This window comes from Flavobacterium sp. ZE23DGlu08 (genome assembly GCF_030505335.1).
In the GTDB taxonomy this organism is placed as follows: Bacteria; Bacteroidota; Bacteroidia; order Flavobacteriales; family Flavobacteriaceae; genus Flavobacterium; species Flavobacterium algoritolerans.
The window spans coordinates 2,796,217-2,815,282 of record NZ_CP130045.1 but is presented as its reverse complement, the minus strand read 5'-3'; the positions used below and the strand labels follow the sequence as shown (position 1 = coordinate 2,815,282).

The 19,066-nt window shown below is 34.9% G+C and carries 15 protein-coding genes and 4 tRNA genes; 1 reads left to right on the top strand and 18 read right to left on the bottom strand.

Going from position 1 to position 19,066, the window contains the following annotated elements:
* Positions 1–2: 2 nt before the first annotated feature.
* From rpoC to Q1W72_RS12300, 18 genes are all read right to left on the bottom strand, one after another.
* Positions 3–4,316, bottom strand: coding sequence for a DNA-directed RNA polymerase subunit beta' (gene rpoC, locus Q1W72_RS12385; protein ID WP_099714547.1), 4,314 nt, complete (start codon positions 4,314–4,316; stop codon positions 3–5).
* A 293-nt stretch (positions 4,317–4,609) separates the two neighbouring features.
* Entirely contained in the window at positions 4,610–8,422 is a 3,813-nt protein-coding gene (gene rpoB / locus Q1W72_RS12380) for a DNA-directed RNA polymerase subunit beta (protein WP_099714546.1), read from the bottom strand.
* A 274-nt stretch (positions 8,423–8,696) separates the two neighbouring features.
* On the bottom strand, positions 8,697–9,065 hold the full coding sequence (gene rplL, locus Q1W72_RS12375; RefSeq protein WP_035670434.1) for a 50S ribosomal protein L7/L12: 369 nt from the start codon (positions 9,063–9,065) through the stop codon (positions 8,697–8,699).
* A 90-nt stretch (positions 9,066–9,155) separates the two neighbouring features.
* A complete protein-coding gene (gene rplJ / locus Q1W72_RS12370; protein ID WP_099714545.1) occupies positions 9,156–9,668 on the bottom strand; it encodes a 50S ribosomal protein L10 in 513 nt (170 codons plus the stop codon).
* Positions 9,669–9,690: 22 nt separating this feature from the next.
* Positions 9,691–10,380, bottom strand: coding sequence for a 50S ribosomal protein L1 (rplA, locus tag Q1W72_RS12365; RefSeq protein ID WP_039111376.1), 690 nt, complete (start codon positions 10,378–10,380; stop codon positions 9,691–9,693).
* 13 nt (positions 10,381–10,393) lie between these two features.
* Positions 10,394–10,831 (bottom strand): 50S ribosomal protein L11, encoded by a 438-nt coding sequence (rplK, locus tag Q1W72_RS12360; RefSeq protein WP_035639405.1) that lies wholly within the window; start codon positions 10,829–10,831, stop codon positions 10,394–10,396.
* Between the two features lie 68 nt (positions 10,832–10,899).
* On the bottom strand, positions 10,900–11,451 hold the full coding sequence (gene nusG, locus Q1W72_RS12355; protein ID WP_099714544.1) for a transcription termination/antitermination protein NusG: 552 nt from the start codon (positions 11,449–11,451) through the stop codon (positions 10,900–10,902).
* A gap of 11 nt (positions 11,452–11,462) precedes the next feature.
* Positions 11,463–11,660 (bottom strand): preprotein translocase subunit SecE, encoded by a 198-nt coding sequence (gene secE, locus Q1W72_RS12350; protein WP_039109059.1) that lies wholly within the window; start codon positions 11,658–11,660, stop codon positions 11,463–11,465.
* Between the two features lie 17 nt (positions 11,661–11,677).
* A tRNA-Trp gene (locus Q1W72_RS12345) sits at positions 11,678–11,748 on the bottom strand.
* Positions 11,749–11,807: 59 nt separating this feature from the next.
* Positions 11,808–12,995: an elongation factor Tu gene (tuf, locus tag Q1W72_RS12340; protein WP_099714543.1), complete on the bottom strand. Its 1,188-nt coding sequence runs from the start codon at positions 12,993–12,995 to the stop codon at positions 11,808–11,810.
* A gap of 54 nt (positions 12,996–13,049) precedes the next feature.
* Positions 13,050–13,121, bottom strand: a tRNA-Thr gene (locus tag Q1W72_RS12335).
* Positions 13,122–13,200: 79 nt separating this feature from the next.
* A tRNA-Tyr gene (locus tag Q1W72_RS12330) sits at positions 13,201–13,281 on the bottom strand.
* A 33-nt stretch (positions 13,282–13,314) separates the two neighbouring features.
* A tRNA-Thr gene (locus Q1W72_RS12325) sits at positions 13,315–13,388 on the bottom strand.
* A 90-nt stretch (positions 13,389–13,478) separates the two neighbouring features.
* Entirely contained in the window at positions 13,479–13,781 is a 303-nt protein-coding gene (raiA, locus tag Q1W72_RS12320; RefSeq protein ID WP_099716279.1) for a ribosome-associated translation inhibitor RaiA, read from the bottom strand.
* Between the two features lie 35 nt (positions 13,782–13,816).
* Positions 13,817–14,713 carry a tyrosine-type recombinase/integrase gene (locus Q1W72_RS12315; protein WP_302135604.1) on the bottom strand — a complete coding sequence of 299 codons (897 nt, stop codon included), beginning with the start codon at positions 14,711–14,713 and terminating at the stop codon, positions 13,817–13,819.
* 70 nt (positions 14,714–14,783) lie between these two features.
* Positions 14,784–14,978, bottom strand: coding sequence for a 30S ribosomal protein S21 (gene rpsU / locus Q1W72_RS12310; protein WP_035670421.1), 195 nt, complete (start codon positions 14,976–14,978; stop codon positions 14,784–14,786).
* A 263-nt stretch (positions 14,979–15,241) separates the two neighbouring features.
* Complete coding sequence (locus Q1W72_RS12305; RefSeq protein ID WP_099714541.1) at positions 15,242–16,384, bottom strand: acyl-CoA dehydrogenase family protein; 1,143 nt, start codon at positions 16,382–16,384, stop codon at positions 15,242–15,244.
* A 17-nt stretch (positions 16,385–16,401) separates the two neighbouring features.
* Entirely contained in the window at positions 16,402–17,070 is a 669-nt protein-coding gene (locus Q1W72_RS12300) for a ComEA family DNA-binding protein (protein WP_367881661.1), read from the bottom strand.
* 497 nt (positions 17,071–17,567) lie between these two features.
* Here Q1W72_RS12300 and Q1W72_RS12295 point away from each other — a divergent pair, with 497 nt between their 5' ends.
* On the top strand, positions 17,568–19,019 hold the full coding sequence (locus tag Q1W72_RS12295) for an amino acid permease (RefSeq protein WP_099714539.1): 1,452 nt from the start codon (positions 17,568–17,570) through the stop codon (positions 19,017–19,019).
* The last annotated feature ends 47 nt before the right edge of the window (positions 19,020–19,066 follow it).

Sequence of the window (19,066 nt, the reverse complement as noted above, 5' to 3'; positions counted from 1 at the left end):
TTTTAATAAATATATTCTTCTTTGTTAGCCATCATGTCGTTATAATCTTCTTTTGAACCTACAATTGTATTGTCATATTCTCTCATACCTGTTCCGGCAGGGATTCTATGTCCAACAATTACATTTTCTTTCAATCCTTCTAAGTAATCAATTTTACCTGCAACAGCAGCTTCATTCAATACTTTAGTAGTTTCTTGGAAAGATGCAGCAGAAATAAACGATTTAGTTTGAAGCGATGCTCTTGTAATACCTTGTAAAACTGGTGTTGCTGTTGCAGTAACAACATCACGAGCTACAACAAGATTTTTATCTGTACGTTTCAATAAAGAGTTTTCATCACGTAACTCACGAGGCGTAATAATTTGACCTTCTTTTAATGCACTAGAATCTCCAGCATCTTCAACTACTTTCATACCATATAATTTATCATTTTGAACGATAAAATCTTTAGTGTGAATTAATTGATCTTCTAAGAATAAAGTATCACCTGGATCCTGAACTCTTACTTTACGCATCATTTGACGTATCACTACTTCAAAGTGTTTGTCGTTGATTTTTACCCCTTGTAAACGGTATACTTCTTGAATTTCATTTACCAAATACTGTTGAACAGCAGCTGGTCCTTGTATTCTTAAAATATCATCCGGAGTAATTGCACCATCAGATAAAGGCACCCCTGCTCTTACGAAGTCATTTTCTTGAACTAGAATTTGGCTTGATAATTTAACCAAGTATTTTCTAACGTCACCAAATTTAGATTCGATAACAATCTCACGGTTACCTCTTTTGATTTTTCCAAAAGAAACAACACCATCGATTTCAGAAACAACAGCTGGGTTTGAAGGATTACGAGCTTCTAACAACTCTGTAATTCTAGGTAAACCTCCTGTAATATCTCCTGATTTAGAAGAACGACGTGGGATTTTTACCAATACTTTACCTGCTTTAATTTTCTCACCATTTTCAACCATCAAGTGGGCTCCAACTGGTAAGTTATAAGAACGGATTAGTTCCCCTTCTTTACCGTAAACCAATAAAGTTGGAATTAATTTTTTAGCTCTAGATTCAGAAATTACTTTTTCTTGGAAACCAGTTTGCTCATCAATTTCAACCATGAATGATTGACCTTGCTCTAAATCTTCGTAAGCAATTTTACCGGTAAATTCAGAAACGATAACCCCATTATATGGATCCCATTTACAAATCACATCTCCTTTAGCAACAGATTGACCGTCTTTAACGAAAATACTTGAACCGTAAGGAATATTATTTGTACTTAATAAGATACCTGTTCTTTCATCGATTAATTTCAATTCAGTAGAACGAGATACAACAATATCAACTGCATTACCTTCGCTATCTTCTCCTTTAACAGTTTTTAAATCTTCGATTTCAAGTTTACCATTAAATTTGGTAATGATGCTTGATTCTTCAGAAATACCACCCGCAACCCCACCAACGTGGAATGTACGCAATGTTAACTGTGTACCAGGTTCTCCAATAGATTGTGCTGCAATAACACCAACTGCTTCTCCTCTTTGTGTCATTTTACCAGTAGCTAAATTTCTACCGTAACATTTTGCACAAATACCTTTTAACGCTTCACAAGTTAATGGTGAACGCACTTCCACTTTCTCGATTGGAGAAGCGTCAATTGCTTTCATTATAACTTCTGTGATTTGTTGTCCAGATTGAACTAAAACTTCATTGTTTAAAGGATTAATTACGTCTTGTAAAACAACACGTCCTAAAATTCTTTCTCCTAATGATTCAACAATTTCCTCATTTTTCTTCAATGCTGATACTTCAACACCTCTTAATGTCCCACAATCTTCGATGTTAACAATAACATCTTGAGATACATCATGCAATCTTCTTGTTAAATATCCTGCATCGGCAGTTTTCAATGCCGTATCCGCAAGACCTTTACGCGCACCGTGAGTAGAGATAAAGTACTCAAGGATAGAAAGACCTTCTTTAAAGTTAGAAAGAATCGGGTTTTCAATAATCTCACCACCACCAGCAGTCGATTTTTTAGGCTTAGCCATCAAACCACGCATACCGGTTAACTGACGAATTTGTTCTTTGGAACCCCTTGCCCCAGAATCAAGCATCATGTACACCGAGTTGAAACCTTGTTGGTCTTCTCTAATGTTTTTCATTGCTAACTCTGTCAATTGAGCATTTGCTGAAGTCCAAACATCAATAACTTGGTTGTAACGTTCGTTATTGGTAATAAGACCCATGTTATAATTTGCAGAAATACCTCCTACTTGCTCTCTTGCGTCGGCAATTAATTTAGGTTTCTGATCTGGAATTCTAATATCCCCAAGAGAGAATGACAAACCACCTTTGAAGGCAAATTTGTACCCCATGTCTTTCATGTTATCCAAGAAAGCCGCAGTTGTAGGTACATCAGTAGAACTCAAAACGTGACCGATAATATCTCTAAGGTTTTTCTTAGTCAATACATCATTGATATATCCAGCTGCTTCCGGTACTACTTCATTAAATAATACACGACCCGCAGTTGTTTGTATAATTTGGTATACTAATTCACCAGCTTCATTAAAATCTTTTGCTCTAATTTTTACTCTAGCATTCAATTCTAATCTTCCTTCATTCAAAGCAATATTTACTTCTTCAGCAGAATAAAAAGTGATTCCTTCTCCTAAAATTTTAAGCTCTGGAGTAGATAAACGTTCTTTGGTCATATAGTATAGACCCAAAACCATATCCTGAGAAGGTACCGTGATAGGAGCTCCATTTGCAGGATTCAGGATATTGTGAGAACCCAACATTAAAAGTTGAGCTTCCAAAATAGCTTCTGGTCCTAACGGTAAGTGAACTGCCATTTGATCCCCATCAAAATCCGCATTAAATGCAGTACAAACTAAAGGGTGCAATTGGATTGCTTTTCCTTCAATTAATTTTGGTTGGAATGCTTGAATACCTAATCTGTGCAAAGTAGGAGCACGATTCAGTAATATTGGGTGACCTTTGATTACATTTTCAAGGATATCCCAAACTACAGGCTCTTTCTTATCTATTATTTTCTTAGCTGATTTTACAGTTTTTACAATTCCTCTTTCTATCAATTTACGGATAACGAAAGGTTTGTATAATTCTGCTGCCATATCTTTTGGGATACCACATTCAGATAATTTCAATTCAGGTCCAACAACAATTACCGAACGAGCAGAATAATCCACACGTTTTCCAAGTAAATTTTGACGGAAACGTCCTTGTTTACCTTTAAGGGAATCAGATAATGATTTTAATGGTCTGTTTGATTCTGTTTTTACTGCAGAAGCTTTACGAGTATTATCGAAAAGTGAATCTACAGATTCTTGCAACATACGTTTTTCGTTTCTTAAGATAACTTCTGGAGCTTTAATCTCCATTAATCTTTTCAAACGGTTGTTACGTATAATTACACGACGGTATAAATCATTTAAATCTGAAGTTGCAAAACGACCTCCATCAAGTGGCACAAGCGGACGTAATTCTGGTGGAATAACTGGTACCACTTTCATAATCATCCATTCTGGACGATTCTCACGGTTCAAGTTAGACTCACGGAAAGATTCAACAACTTGTAATCTTTTTAACGCTTCCGTTTTACGTTGCTTAGACGTTTCATTGTTAGCATTGTGTCTTAATTGGTAAGACAATGCATCAAGATCAATTCTTGCCAATAAATCCATAATACACTCTGCTCCCATTTTGGCAACAAATTTATTAGGATCAAAATCATCAAGATACTGATTGTCAGCAGGAAGTGTATCTAAAATATTTAAATATTCTTCTTCTGTCAAAAAGTCTAATCTTTGTAATGATTCACCATCTGCATTTTTAGCAATACCAGCTTGGATAACTACGTATCTTTCGTAGTAAATAATCATATCTAATTTCTTAGATGGAAGACCAAGGATATAACCAATTTTGTTTGGAAGAGAACGGAAATACCAGATATGAGCAATTGGCACAACAAGATTGATGTGACCTACTCTGTCTCTACGTACTTTTTTCTCAGTTACTTCAACACCACAACGGTCACAGATGATTCCTTTGTAACGTATTCTTTTATACTTACCACAAGCACATTCAAAATCTTTTACTGGTCCGAAAATACGTTCACAGAAAAGACCATCACGCTCTGGTTTGTGCGTTCTGTAGTTGATAGTTTCCGGCTTTAATACTTCACCTCTTGATTCTTTCAAGATAGATTCAGGAGAAGCAAGTCCTATTGAGATTTTATTAAACCTTTTTACAGGGTTTTTATCTTTACTATTATTATTTCTATTATTCATCATAGTTTTTACTATTGATTTATTTGCAATTAAAAAATTGATTCTTGTTTAAGTCGAAAGTTTGAAAGTCGAAAGTCGAAAGTCACACTAGACTTTAAAACTTTAAGACATTTGACTTTATGACTGTAACATTACCTCGGATTACTTCTCTAAACTTCAACAAATTTTTGAAGTGCTATTTATTGAACCTTTGGGTTTAAATAAAAAATCGGAACGGGTTACGGGTATAAATCCTAAAAACTTATATAAATGAGTAATCAGCCCCGAAAAAATCGGGACTGATTACTAAACTTTTTTTATTCTTCTAAACGAATGTCTAATCCAAGACCTTTCAATTCATGCATCAATACATTGAATGATTCAGGTAATCCTGGTTCTGGCATAGATTCACCTTTTACGATTGCTTCGTAAGTTTTTGCTCTACCGATAACATCATCAGACTTCACAGTCAAGATTTCTCTAAGAGTACTTGATGCTCCATAAGCTTCAAGTGCCCAAACTTCCATCTCTCCAAAACGTTGACCTCCAAATTGAGCTTTACCTCCAAGTGGTTGTTGTGTAATCAACGAGTATGGACCTATAGAACGTGCGTGCATTTTATCGTCAACCATGTGTCCAAGTTTCAACATGTAGATAACTCCTACTGTTGCCGCTTGATGGAAACGCTCTCCTGTACCACCATCATATAAATGTGTATGTCCAAAACGTGGTATTCCAGCTTCATCAGTCAATTCATTGATTTGATCAAGAGTTGCTCCGTCAAAAATTGGTGTAGCAAATTTTCTACCCAAGTTCATACCAGCCCAACCAAGAACAGTTTCATAAATTTGACCAATGTTCATACGTGAAGGTACCCCAAGTGGGTTCAACACGATATCAACTGGCGTTCCGTCTTCAAGGAAAGGCATATCTTCATGACGAACGATACGAGCAACAATACCTTTGTTACCGTGACGTCCAGCCATTTTATCCCCAACTTTCAGTTTACGTTTTTTGGCAATATATACTTTAGCTAGTTTCAAGATTCCTGCTGGCAATTCATCTCCAACAGTAATAGTGAATTTCTCTCTACGTAATGCACCTTGTAAATCGTTCAATTTAATTTTATAGTTATGAATTAAATCATTAACCATTTTATTAGTTGCATCATCAGCAACCCATTGACCTTTACTTAAGTGAGCAAAATCTTCAACAGCATAAAGCATTTTTTGAGTGTATTTTTTACCTTTTGGTAAAACTTCCTCACCCAAATCATTCATTACACCTTGAGATGTTTTTCCGTTTACGATCAAGAAAAGTTTTTCAACTAATTTGTCTTTTAATTCAACAAATTTAACTTCAAACTCCATTTCAAGTGCTCCTAAAGCATCTTTATCTTGAGTACGCTTACGTTTATCTTTTACTGCTCTTGCAAACAATTTTTTGTCTAAAACAACACCATGTAAAGATGGAGACGCTTTTAATGAAGCATCTTTTACATCACCTGCTTTGTCCCCGAAGATTGCACGAAGCAATTTCTCTTCCGGAGTAGGATCTGATTCCCCTTTTGGAGTAATTTTTCCGATAAGAATGTCGCCAGGTTTAACTTCAGCTCCTATTCTAATCATACCATTTTCATCTAAATCTTTAGTAGCTTCTTCAGAAACGTTCGGTATATCGTTCGTTAATTCTTCGTTACCTAATTTAGTATCTCTAACTTCTAATGAATAATCATCAACGTGAATAGAGGTGAAAATATCGTCACGAACTACTTTTTCAGAAATTACAATCGCATCCTCGAAGTTATATCCTTTCCATGGCATAAATGCAACTTTAAGGTTTCTACCTAAAGCTAATTCACCATTTTGAGTCGCATATCCTTCTGATAATACTTGTCCAGGAATCACTCTGTCCCCTTTTCTTACGATAGGTTTAAGGTTGATACTTGTACCTTGATTGGTTTTTCTAAATTTAATTAGATTGTATGTTTTTTCATCTGGCTCAAAACTCACCATTCTTTCTTCCTCAGAACGGTCGTATTTGATAGTGATGATATTTGCATCTACATATTCTATAACTCCATCTCCTTCAGCATTAATCAATACTCTAGAATCAGAAGCTACTTGACGCTCTAAACCAGTTCCAACAATTGGAGCTTCAGGACGAATTAATGGTACCGCCTGACGCATCATGTTAGATCCCATCAAGGCTCTATTCGCATCATCATGTTCCAAGAAAGGAATCAAAGAAGCCGAGATAGAAGCAATTTGATTTGGAGCAACATCCGTATAATCAACTTTTGTTGGTTCAATTACCGGGAAATCACCTTCTTGACGTGCAATTACGTCTTCGGCAGTAATTTTTCCAGTAGCATCCATTTGAATATTTGCCTGAGCAATCATCATTCCTTCTTCTTCTTCTGCGCTTAAGTACACTGGAGTAGACACTAAATCTACAGTTCCATTAGTTACTTTACGGTAAGGTGTTTCGATGAAACCCATTCCGTTTACTTTAGCATAAACACCAAGAGATGAAATCAAACCAATGTTTGGTCCCTCAGGAGTTTCAATTGGACATAAACGTCCGTAATGCGTATAGTGAACGTCACGTACCTCAAAACCTGCTCTTTCTCTCGAAAGTCCACCTGGTCCTAGTGCAGATAATCTTCTTTTGTGCGTAATCTCGGCAAGTGGATTCGTTTGATCCATAAACTGAGACAACTGGTTTGTTCCAAAGAAAGAGTTGATAACAGATGATAATGTTTTAGCATTAATCAAATCTATTGGTGTAAACACCTCGTTATCTCTAACGTTCATTCTCTCACGAATAGTTCTAGCCATACGTGCTAAACCAACACCGAATTGTTGAGACAATTGTTCTCCAACTGTTCTTACACGACGGTTTGATAAGTGATCAATATCATCAATCTCTGCTTTAGAGTTGATCAATTCAATCAAATATTTCACAATAGTTATGATATCTTCTTTGGTCAAGACTTGCTTTTCCATTGGAGTATCTAAACCTAATTTTTTATTTATTCTATAACGACCTACTTCACCTAAGTTGTAACGTTGGTCAGAAAAGAATAATTTATCTATAATACCACGAGCCGTTTCTTCATCAGGCGGTTCAGCGTTACGTAATTGTCTGTAGATATGTTCAACAGCCTCTTTTTCAGAGTTTGTTGGATCTTTTTGCAATGTATTATGAATGATGGCATAATCACCTTGATTAGCATCTTCTTTATGTAACAAAATAGATTTAACGTTAGAATCAATGATTTCTTCTACATTATCTTTGTCGATAATTGTATCTCTATCAAGGATTATTTCGTTACGTTCGATAGAAACTACTTCACCAGTGTCTTCATCTACGAAATCTTCATGCCATGTATTCAATACACGGGCAGCTAATTTTCTACCGATATATTTTTTTAAACCTGTTTTAGAAACCTTAATTTCTTCAGCAAGGTCAAAAATTTCTAGAATATCTTTATCTCTTTCAAAACCAATTGCTCTAAAAAGAGTGGTAACTGGTAATTTTTTCTTTCTGTCGATATAAGCATACATTACGCTATTAATATCTGTAGAAAATTCTATCCAAGAACCTTTAAAAGGAATTACTCTCGCAGAATATAATTTTGTTCCATTTGCATGGAATGATTGACCAAAGAAAACACCTGGAGATCTGTGTAATTGAGAAACAACTACACGCTCAGCACCATTAATAACAAAGGTACCACTTGGTGTCATATAAGGTATTGTACCAAGATAAACATCTTGAACAATAGTTTCAAAATCTTCATGTTCTGGATCTGTACAATATAGTTTTAACCTAGCTTTTAAAGGCACACTATAGGTAAGACCTCTTTCTATACATTCTTGAATTGTATAACGTGGTGGATCTACAAAATAATCAAGGAATTCTAATACAAAGTTATTTCTTGTATCAGTAATTGGGAAGTTTTCCATGAAGGTATTGTAAAGCCCTTCGTCGCCTCTTTCGTCAGATTTAGTTTCTAATTGAAAAAAATCTTTGAACGATTTAACCTGAACATCAAGAAAATCTGGATAATCAGGAATATTTTTTGTTGAGGCAAAATTCAATCTTTCAGTCTGATTTGTTATCATCAATGGACAAAATTTTGATTAAAAAAGTAATTTTTGGTGTAAATAATAATTTATTTACATTTAAATTTTACAACCATTACATCTTTAAAAAATCAATTTAAGATAACTACTTTCTTATTATCTATTGATTTATTTTCTCGTAATGGGCAAAATTATTGTATTAAAAAGTATAAATTGTAAGAATACAAGCTAGACTTTTGTTATACGAAAAATGGTTTAGGTCATTGGGTGACTAAACCCAAGACCTAAACCTTATTCTTTAAACTGAGTTTAACTATTTAAGCTCAACAACAGCTCCAGCTTCTTCTAAAGATTTTTTAAGACCTTCAGCCTCTTCTTTAGAAACACCTTCTTTTACATTACTTGGTGCGCTATCAACTACATCTTTAGCTTCTTTCAAACCTAAACCTGTAAGTTCTTTTACTAATTTCACAACAGCTAATTTAGAAGCACCAGCTTCTTTCAATACAACTGTGAATTCTGTTTGTACTTCTTCAGCAGCAGCTTCTCCACCACCTGAAACTACTACAGCTGCAGCAGCTGGTTCGATTCCGTACTCATCTTTTAATATTGTTGCTAATTCGTTAACTTCTTTTACCGTTAGGTTAACTAATTGTTCTGCGAATTGTTTCAAATCTGCCATTTTTTCTATCGTTTTAAAATGATTTGTAAAAATATAATTTATTTATTGTGCGCTTTTTAAAATAAAACTTAGACTATAAAGTCGGTTTTATTATGCTTCTACTTCTTCTGTAGCCTCTTCGCTTTTTGCGAATTGGTTTTGAAGAGCAGAAATAACTCTTTGAGCTGGTGATTGAAGTAATCCAATGATTTCGCCGATAAGCTCTTCTTTAGATTTAATAGTTGCTAATGCATCTAATTGATCATCTCCAATATAAATTTCAGAGTTAATATAAGCTCCCTTTAATACAGGTTTAGCTGATTTTTTTCTAAAATCTTTAATTATTTTTCCAGGTGCATTTGCAACATCTGAAATAAATATAGCACTATTACCTGTCAATACAGAAGGTAAGTCACCATAATCATTATCAGAAGCTTCCATTGCTTTTGCAAGCAAAGTGTTTTTTACAACCTCTAATTTTATACCTGCTTTAAAACAAGCTCTTCTCAAGCTTGAAGTAGTCTCTGCATTAAGTCCTGAAATATCAGATATGTAAATGATATTTGTACCAGCTAACTGTGCAGTTAAATCTTCAATCGCGATTGATTTTTCTTCTCTAGTCATACTAAAAATTATTAACTACCAATTATACTGCTTTTGGATCCAATGCAATTGCAGGACTCATAGTGCTTGTAAGGTGAATACCTTTAATGTAGGTACCTTTAGCAGCAGTTGGCTTAAGTTTGATTAATGTTTGAATAATTTCGTGTGCATTGTCATAAATTTGCTCAGCTCCAAAAGAAACTTTACCAATTCCTGCATGTACGATACCAGTTTTATCAACTTTGAAATCGATTTTACCAGCTTTAACTTCTTGAACAGCTTTTGCAACATCCATAGTTACAGTACCTGTTTTAGGGTTTGGCATTAAACCTCTAGGTCCTAAAATACGACCTAATGGACCTAATTTACCCATAACAGCAGGCATAGTGATGATAACATCAACATCTGTCCAACCGTCTTTAATTTTTTGAAGGTAATCGTCAAGACCTACATAGTCTGCACCAGCTGCCAAAGCTTCCGCTTCTTTATCCGGAGTAACCAATGCTAATACTTTAACATCTTTACCAGTTCCATGAGGTAATGTTACCACACCTCTTACCATTTGATTCGCTTTTCTTGGATCTACACCCAATCGAACTGCGATATCAACAGACTCATCAAATTTTGCAGAAGCAATAACTTTTATCAATGCAGCTGCATCTTTTAAAGAGTATAATTTGTTCTTTTCAATTTTTGAAGCAGCCTCTTTTTGCTTTTTTGTCAATTTTGCCATGTCTTTCTCTTAATTAAAAAGGAGAATCTCCTGATACAGTTATACCCATAGATCTAGCTGTTCCAGCAATCATGCTCATAGCAGATTCGATTGTGAATGCATTTAAATCTACCATTTTATCTTCAGCAATTGCTTTGATAACATCCCAAGTAACGCTAGCTACTTTTTTACGATTTGGTTCACCAGATCCTGACTTTAGCTTTGCAGCTTCCAATAACTGGACTGCCGCTGGAGGAGTTTTTACAACAAAATCAAATGATTTGTCTTTATACACAGTAATTTGTACTGGGCATATTTTGCCGGGTTTATCTTGAGTTCTAGCATTAAATTGCTTACAGAATTCCATGATGTTTACCCCAGCAGCTCCTAAAGCAGGTCCAACCGGTGGCGACGGGTTCGCAGCACCTCCCTTAACTTGTAGTTTAACTACCTTACTAATTTCTTTAGCCATTTTTTAAAAAATTTAACACTACAATCATTGGAAGCGATTGTAATGGATATTATAGATGTAACAAAAAATTATACTTTTTCAACTTGCATAAAACTTAACTCTAATGGAGTTTTTCTTCCGAAAATCTTAACCATTACTTCAAGCTTACGCTTTTCTTCATTGATTTTTTCAACAGTACCGTTAAAACCATTAAAAGGTCCATCAACAACCTTAATAGTCTCTCCAATGTTAAAAGGAATAGAACGAGTATCTGTATTCACAGCCAACTCATCTACTTTACCTAACATTCTGTTTACTTCAGAAATTCTCAATGGCACAGGCTCTCCACCTTTGATTTCACCTAAAAAACCAATAACACTTGTTATAGACTTAATAATATGAGGTATCTCTCCAATAAGATTAGCTTCAATCATAACATAACCAGGAAAATAAACTTTGTCTTTGATTATTTTTTTCCCCTCTTTTACTGTAACTACTTTCTCAGTAGGCACTAAAACTTGCGAAACATAATCTCCCATTCCTAGTCGCGCGATTTCGGTTTCAATATAAGCTTTCACTTTATTTTCTTGCCCGCTTACCGCTCTAACGACATACCACTTCTTAATAATATTATCTGCCATAACAAAAAAAATTATGCTTTTATCCAGTTAAAAAATCCAGCCAAAGCTTTTGCGAAAATTTCATCTACTCCCCAAGTTGCCAAAGCGAATAATACTGAAAAAACAGCAACAACAATCGTTAGACGTTGCACCTCAGCCCAAGCCGGCCAAGTTACATTTGACTTTAATTCCTCAAATGCTTCTGATATGTAATTAACAACTTTTGTCATTATGATTTATTTTTTTGCACGGGCGGAGGGATTCGAACCCCCATCAACGGTTTTGGAGACCGCTATTCTACCCTTGAACTACGCCCGTAGAATAAAAAGTAGTGCCATCGTTAAACGACACTACTTTTTGAATTTATTTTTAGTAGATTATCCTACAATTTCAGTTACTTGTCCAGCACCTACTGTTCTACCACCTTCACGGATAGCGAAACGTAAACCAACGCTCATTGCGATTGGGCTTAACAAAGCAACATTAATAGTTAAGTTGTCTCCTGGCATTACCATCTCTACACCTTCTGGCAAAGTAATAACTCCTGTTACGTCAGTTGTACGAACGTAGAACTGTGGACGGTAGTTATTATGGAATGGAGTGTGACGACCACCTTCTTCTTTTTTCAAGATATAAACCTCTGCTTTGAAAGTAGCGTGTGGTTTAACTGAACCTGGCTTAATGATAACCATTCCTCTTTTGATAGATTCTTTATCAACACCACGCAACAATAAACCTACGTTATCTCCTGCTTCACCTCTATCAAGGATTTTACGGAACATCTCAACTCCTGTAATAGTAGAAGTTAATTTTTCAGCTCCCATACCAATGATTTCAACAGCATCTCCAGTATTAGCAATACCAGTTTCGATACGACCTGTAGCAACAGTTCCACGACCAGTAATTGTAAATACATCCTCAACCGGCATCAAGAATGGTTTTTCTGTATCACGAACCGGCTCTTCAATCCAGCTATCAACAGCTTCCATTAATTCAATGATTTTTGGTACCCAAGCTGGATCATTATTCAATCCTCCAAGAGCAGACCCTTGAACAACTGGACAATTATCTCCATCATATTCGTAGAAAGACAATAAGTCTCTAATTTCCATTTCAACAAGTTCTAATAACTCAGCGTCATCAACCATATCCACTTTGTTCATGAAAACTACCATTCTAGGAATACCAACCTGGCGACCTAAAAGGATGTGCTCACGTGTTTGTGGCATTGGTCCATCAGTTGCAGCTACAACTAAAATTGCACCGTCCATTTGAGCAGCACCAGTAACCATGTTCTTTACGTAATCCGCGTGACCAGGACAGTCAACGTGTGCGTAGTGACGGTTAGCAGTTTCGTACTCAACGTGTGATGTATTAATTGTAATACCTCTTTCTTTTTCTTCAGGAGCATTATCAATTTGATCAAATGATTTTGCTTGACAGTAACCAGCATCAGATAACACTTTTGTGATTGCTGCTGTTAAAGTAGTTTTACCGTGATCTACGTGTCCGATCGTACCAATATTTAAGTGTGGTTTCGAACGGTTAAAGGTTTCTTTTGCCATTTTACTTAATTTTTAATCTAGTTTATATATTTATTTCAATTTCCTACTTACTTGAGCCAACTACGGGAATTGAACCCGTGACCTCTTCCTTACCAAGGAAGCACTCTACCTCTGAGCTAAGTCGGCAGAACCCTTGATTAAAGAGCTTAGATTCCTCATTTTAAACTTTTCAATCTAAAAATTCGCAATCTAAAATTAATTCTTGTGGGGAGAGCAGGATTCGAACCTGCGAAGTTCACACAGCAGATTTACAGTCTGCCCTCGTTGGCCGCTTGAGTATCTCCCCTACTTTTTCTATCGTCAAACCTTTACAGTCTTGAGCCGGCGGAGGGACTCGAACCCACGACCTGCTGATTACAAATCAGCTGCTCTAGCCAACTGAGCTACGCTGGCGAATCAATAAAAAAAGTCCGCTATTTCTAACGGACTGCAAATGTAGAGATTTTATCTCTCAATCAAAACATTTTTTAAAAAAAATTCATATTAAATGTGCGAACTTATTTTTTCTTTCCTTTTTACTAACATTCTCTCTAAGGATTCTGCCGAAAGCTCAACTGCCTCTTCAAAAGTTTTACATTGCTTTTTTACCAAAAAATCATCTCCTGGAACATTGATTTTTACCTCGGCAATTTTATTTTCTTTATCACTTGTCTTTTCAACCTTCAAAAAAACATCTGCTGATACTACTTTGTCATAATACTTTTCCAACTTGTCCATTCTCTCTTGAACAAAATCTACTAGCTTTTTGTCAACAGTAAAGTTAACTGCATGAACACTTACCTTCATAATCATTTTTTTTAATAGTTAAACATTTCTCAAAATTACTTCCGACCCCGTGGATGCGCTTCTTTATACACACTTTTCAGTTCTGATAAACTACTGTGCGTATATATTTGCGTCGATGCCAGACTAGAATGACCTAATAATTCCTTGACTGAATTTAAATCCGCTCCATTATTTAACAAATGCGTTGCAAAAGTATGTCTCAATATATGGGGGCTCTTTTTTACTTTTTCAGAGACAGTACTAAAGTAAGAATTTATTAATCGATACACAAAGGAATCATTTAATTTTAACCCTTTTTTTGTGAGAAATAAATAATCATGATCTTCAATAGACAACAAACTCTCCCGCTCTTTCAAGTACAAAGCGAACTGCTCTTTTATTATTGGCAAAACAGGAATAATTCGCTCCTTATTTCGCTTTCCTAACACTTTTATTGTACTGCCAGACAAATCAACATTTGTTATTTTTAAACTTATCAGTTCTGCTCTACGTATCCCTGTAGTATAAAACAAATCAATGACAAGTTTATTTCTAACTCCTTCAAAGCCGGCTGCACTTTGCGCTATATCCAAAACATCAATAACCTCCTTTTCAGAAAAAGGAATCTGCAACAACTTTGGAGTCTTTAACGCTTTGTGTTTCAACAACGGGCTTACTTCTATTTGCTTTGTTTTTAATAGAAATTTATAAAATGCTTTTAAGGATGCAATTTTTCTATTAACTGAGGTATTTGATATGTCATTATCAACAAGAGACACAATCCAACTTCTAATTTGACTATAATTAACCTGCTCAATATTTTGTTGGTCAAAATGTATCGTATTGAATGATTCAAAAGAAGTAATATCATTACAATATGCCGTAACGGTATGTGAAGAATATTTTTTCTCCAACTGTAGATAATCCCGAAATGCGTCTTTATTAGTAGTCATAAAAAAACCGTTAGCATCAAAGTTATAAAACTTTTAATGACTAACGGTATTTTATTTTAATAGATATTGACTAACTCTCTAAGTTATCTCTCATATTTTGGATATAAGCCGCTTTTTGAATTTTGATTCTATTTGTTACTGAAGGCTTAATAAAAGCAGTACGTGCTCTTAATTGACGAACAGTTCCTGTTTTATCAAATTTTCTTTTGTAACGTTTTAACGCTCTATCGATATTTTCTCCGTCTTTAATTGGTATAATTAACATAATATAGACACCCCCTTTCTTTAAGTGTGCAAAAGTAAACATTATTTTGAATTACGAGTCATGAATTATAGATTATTTTTGGGCGTGCCGGTGGACACCTCTTTTATCATTCACAAAACGTCAATTCGTCCACCGTCAGGCTGTCCGTTTCAAGTCCTCATTGCATTCCGGGCTTTCCTCTTCTATCCTTCACGCAAAAAAAAAGAGCCAAGCTACAATTTAATGCATTTTGGCTCTTTTTACTATATTCAAATTTTCAAAAACTATCCTTTCAATAAATTTCTGGAAATCACTATTTTTTGAATCTCGGTAGTTCCTTCTCCAATAGTACATAATTTAGAATCCCTGTAGAATTTCTCTACCGGATAATCCTTGATATAACCATAACCTCCATGTATTTGCACTGCCTCATTTGCTACTTTCACACACACTTCTGAAGAATACATTTTAGCCATCGCTCCCAATGTGGTAACTGGCCTGTGTTTCTCTTTCAAGAAAGCTGCTTTATGCAACAATAATTCCGAAGCTTCAATCTCAGTTGCCATATCAGCTAACTTGAATGAAATACCTTGAAATTCTGAAATTGGCTGTCCAAACTGATGTCTTTCTTTCGAATATTTCAAAGCTGCTTCATACGCTCCTTTTGCGATTCCTAATGACAATGCGCCAATAGAAATTCTTCCACCGTCTAAAATTTTCATCGCCTGGATAAAACCTTGTCCTACTTCTCCTAATCTGTTTGCATCAGGAATACGACAATTATCAAAAATCAATTCAGCAGTTTCACTGGCACGCATGCCTAATTTATTTTCTTTTTTACCAGATGTAAAACCTGACATTCCTTTCTCAAAAACAAAAGCTGTCATTCCTTTTGAATCTCCTTTTTCACCAGTACGAACAATTACAACCGCAATATCTCCAGAGATAGCATGCGTAATGAAATTCTTAGCTCCATTTACAATCCAGAAATCTCCGTCTTTTTTTGCAGTAGTATTCATTCCTCCAGCATCAGAACCTGTATTGTGTTCCGTCAATCCCCAAGCACCAATATGCTCAGCAGTAGCCAGCTTTGGAATCCATTTTTTCTTCTGCTCCTCGCTTCCAAAAGTCAAAATATGATTGGTACACAACGAATTATGCGCAGCAACAGATAACCCTATTGAAGGATCAACTTTTGATATTTCTTCTACTATAGTAATGTATTCATGATATCCTAACCCCGAACCACCTAGTTCTTCCGGCACTAAAACTCCCATAAAACCCATTTCACCTAATTTTTTAAATAACGGCACAGGAAATGTTTGAGCTTCATCCCATTCCATTATGTTTGGTCGAATTTCTTTTTCAGCAAAATCTCTTATAGATTGCGCAATCATTGATTGCGTTTCGTTGTAGTCAAAGTTCATTGTAATAGTGTTTTGTTTTAAAAGTCCAAATATAAGCCAATTATTTTTGCTTTATCAACAGGAAATCCCTTAATTTTTGTTAAATCCTCAATATTGTTAATATTTCCTCTCATACTTCTATAGGTAACAATTTCTTTTGCCAAAGCATATCTGAAATAATAAAATTGAGAAAGTTCTTTTAAAGAGGCATTATTAACATCTATTTTCTTAATATTCGGAAGTACCGAAACTTTAAAATGAGAATTTAAGTTCTCAATCACTTCAGGTGATAATCCCCAAACATCTTTCATTTGTTCCATGGAAACAAACCCACCTAAATTTTCTTTTTGTTTTAAAATTCGCAAAGAAATCGCCTCACCTATTCCGTAAATTTTTATCAAATCCTCTTTGGTTGCCTGATTGATATCGATTATAATAATTTTTTCTTTTTTGGCGAAAGCCTTATTTGGATATTTATTATACTCTTTAAATTCTTTCTTATTATTTACCCAATCAGGGAATTTAAAATAAGGAGCTATGACATTTAACAATGAATCCGAAATTTTAGTTACGTTTTGAAACTCCTTAGGTGAATTAACGTATTTATTTTCTTTTCTAAAAACTAGCAAGCGATCAATTTCTTCCACTGACATTCCTAACTTATATCCTTTATAATCAGTTATGAAATTAGGATTAAAAAGATACATTTTTGGAGACTCTTTTTCGGACTCCCTTTTCATGGAATCAATTTCAGATTGAAGGGAAAGCCATTTTTGTTTATCAGGATATTCTTTTGTTTCAAAACCAAAGTCCACAAAAAAATAAATCATTTGCAAAAGAATAATAATTGCGAATAAAACAAAAATACCCGTACGTTGCTCTCGAGTAAAATTGAAGAAACTTCGCAGTGTTTTAAAATTCATTTATAATATCAGGATTAGTGTAGTAAATTAAGATTCCTAAATTTATAAATTAAATCAAGACCTATCACTTTCTAAGAAAAAATATTTGAAAGAAGTAAAACTTATTTCAAAAACAAAGTGAAATTCAGCACACCTAATGCCAAAAAAAGTTTTTTCTCATACTAAACCCCAAATAAAGACAGGTAAATTACTTTTTTATAACTTAAAATTCAATTATTGTTTTTATTTTTTATAAAAAACTATACATTTGGAGCTTAATAACAAACAAAACCATATAACCCATGTCAATTTGGAAAACTAAACCACTGTCGGTATTGCTAAATGAAGCATCAGAATCCGAAAAAGGATTAAAAAGGACTTTGTCTTCACGTTCATTAGTAGCACTTGGAGTTGGAGCAATTATTGGAGCAGGATTATTCTCGTTAACAGGAATTGCTGCCGCAGAACATGCTGGTCCAGCAGTTACACTTTCATTTATTTTAGCCGCCGTAGGATGTGCTTTTGCAGGACTTTGTTATGCTGAGTTCGCATCAATGATACCAGTAGCAGGTAGTGCTTACACGTACTCCTATGCAACTATGGGAGAATTTATGGCTTGGATTATCGGTTGGGATTTAGTTCTTGAATACGCATTAGGAGCAGCTACAGTAGGGGTAAGTTGGTCTCGCTATTTACTCGAATTATTAAATAAATACGGAATACATCTTCCACATGATTTGATATGTTCGCCCTGGGAAACATTAAAATTAAGCGACGGAACTATAATAGAAGGTGGAATCATTAATCTTCCTGCTATTTTTATCGTTTCGATGCTATCTTTACTTTTGATAAGAGGAACTAAAGAATCTGCGTCTATAAACAACTTTCTAGTTGTTGTAAAAGTAATAGTGGTTATCATGTTTATTGTTTTAGGTTGGAGCTTTATTGACACTGCTAATTACACACCTTACATTCCTGAAAACACAGGAGTTTTTGGAGAATTTGGATGGTCAGGAATTGCTGCAGGAGCTGGAACTGTATTCTTTGCCTTCATTGGTTTTGATGCTGTTTCTACAGCTGCTCAAGAGGCAAAAAATCCACAAAAAGGGATGCCAATTGGTATTTTAGGATCTCTTATTATTTGTACTATTTTATACGTATTATTTGCTCACGTAATGACTGGACTTGTTCCTTATAATGAATTTGCAGGAGATGCTAAACCAGCAGCAACTGCATTTGCAAGAACCGGATATACCTTTTTACAAACTGGTTTAATCGTAGCTATTTTAGCAGGTTATACTTCGGTAATGCTTGTGATGTTAATGGGACAAAGTCGTGTTTTCTATACAATGAGTAAAGATGGTTTATTACCTTCTTTCTTCAGTGATATTCATGCAAAATTCAGAACACCTTGGAAAACGAATCTTTTCTTCATGGTATTTGTAAGCCTTTTTGCAGGTTTTGTACCAGTAAGTGATTTAGGTCACATGGTAAGTATTGGAACATTATTAGCCTTCGTTTTAGTATGTATCGGAGTTTTAGTAATGCGTAAAAAAATGCCAGATGCACCAAGATCTTTCCGCACACCTTTAGTACCATTTGTACCAATTGCAGGAATCCTAATCTGTTTAGCCTTGATGTATTCATTACCAAATGAAAGCTGGGCGAGACTTGTTATTTGGATGGCATTAGGTGTTGCTATTTACTTTGTTTACGGAAAGAAAAACAGTAAATTGAACAATCCAGACAAATAAAATTTCATCATAAATAAAAAAGGGATTATAAAGTATCAACTACTTTA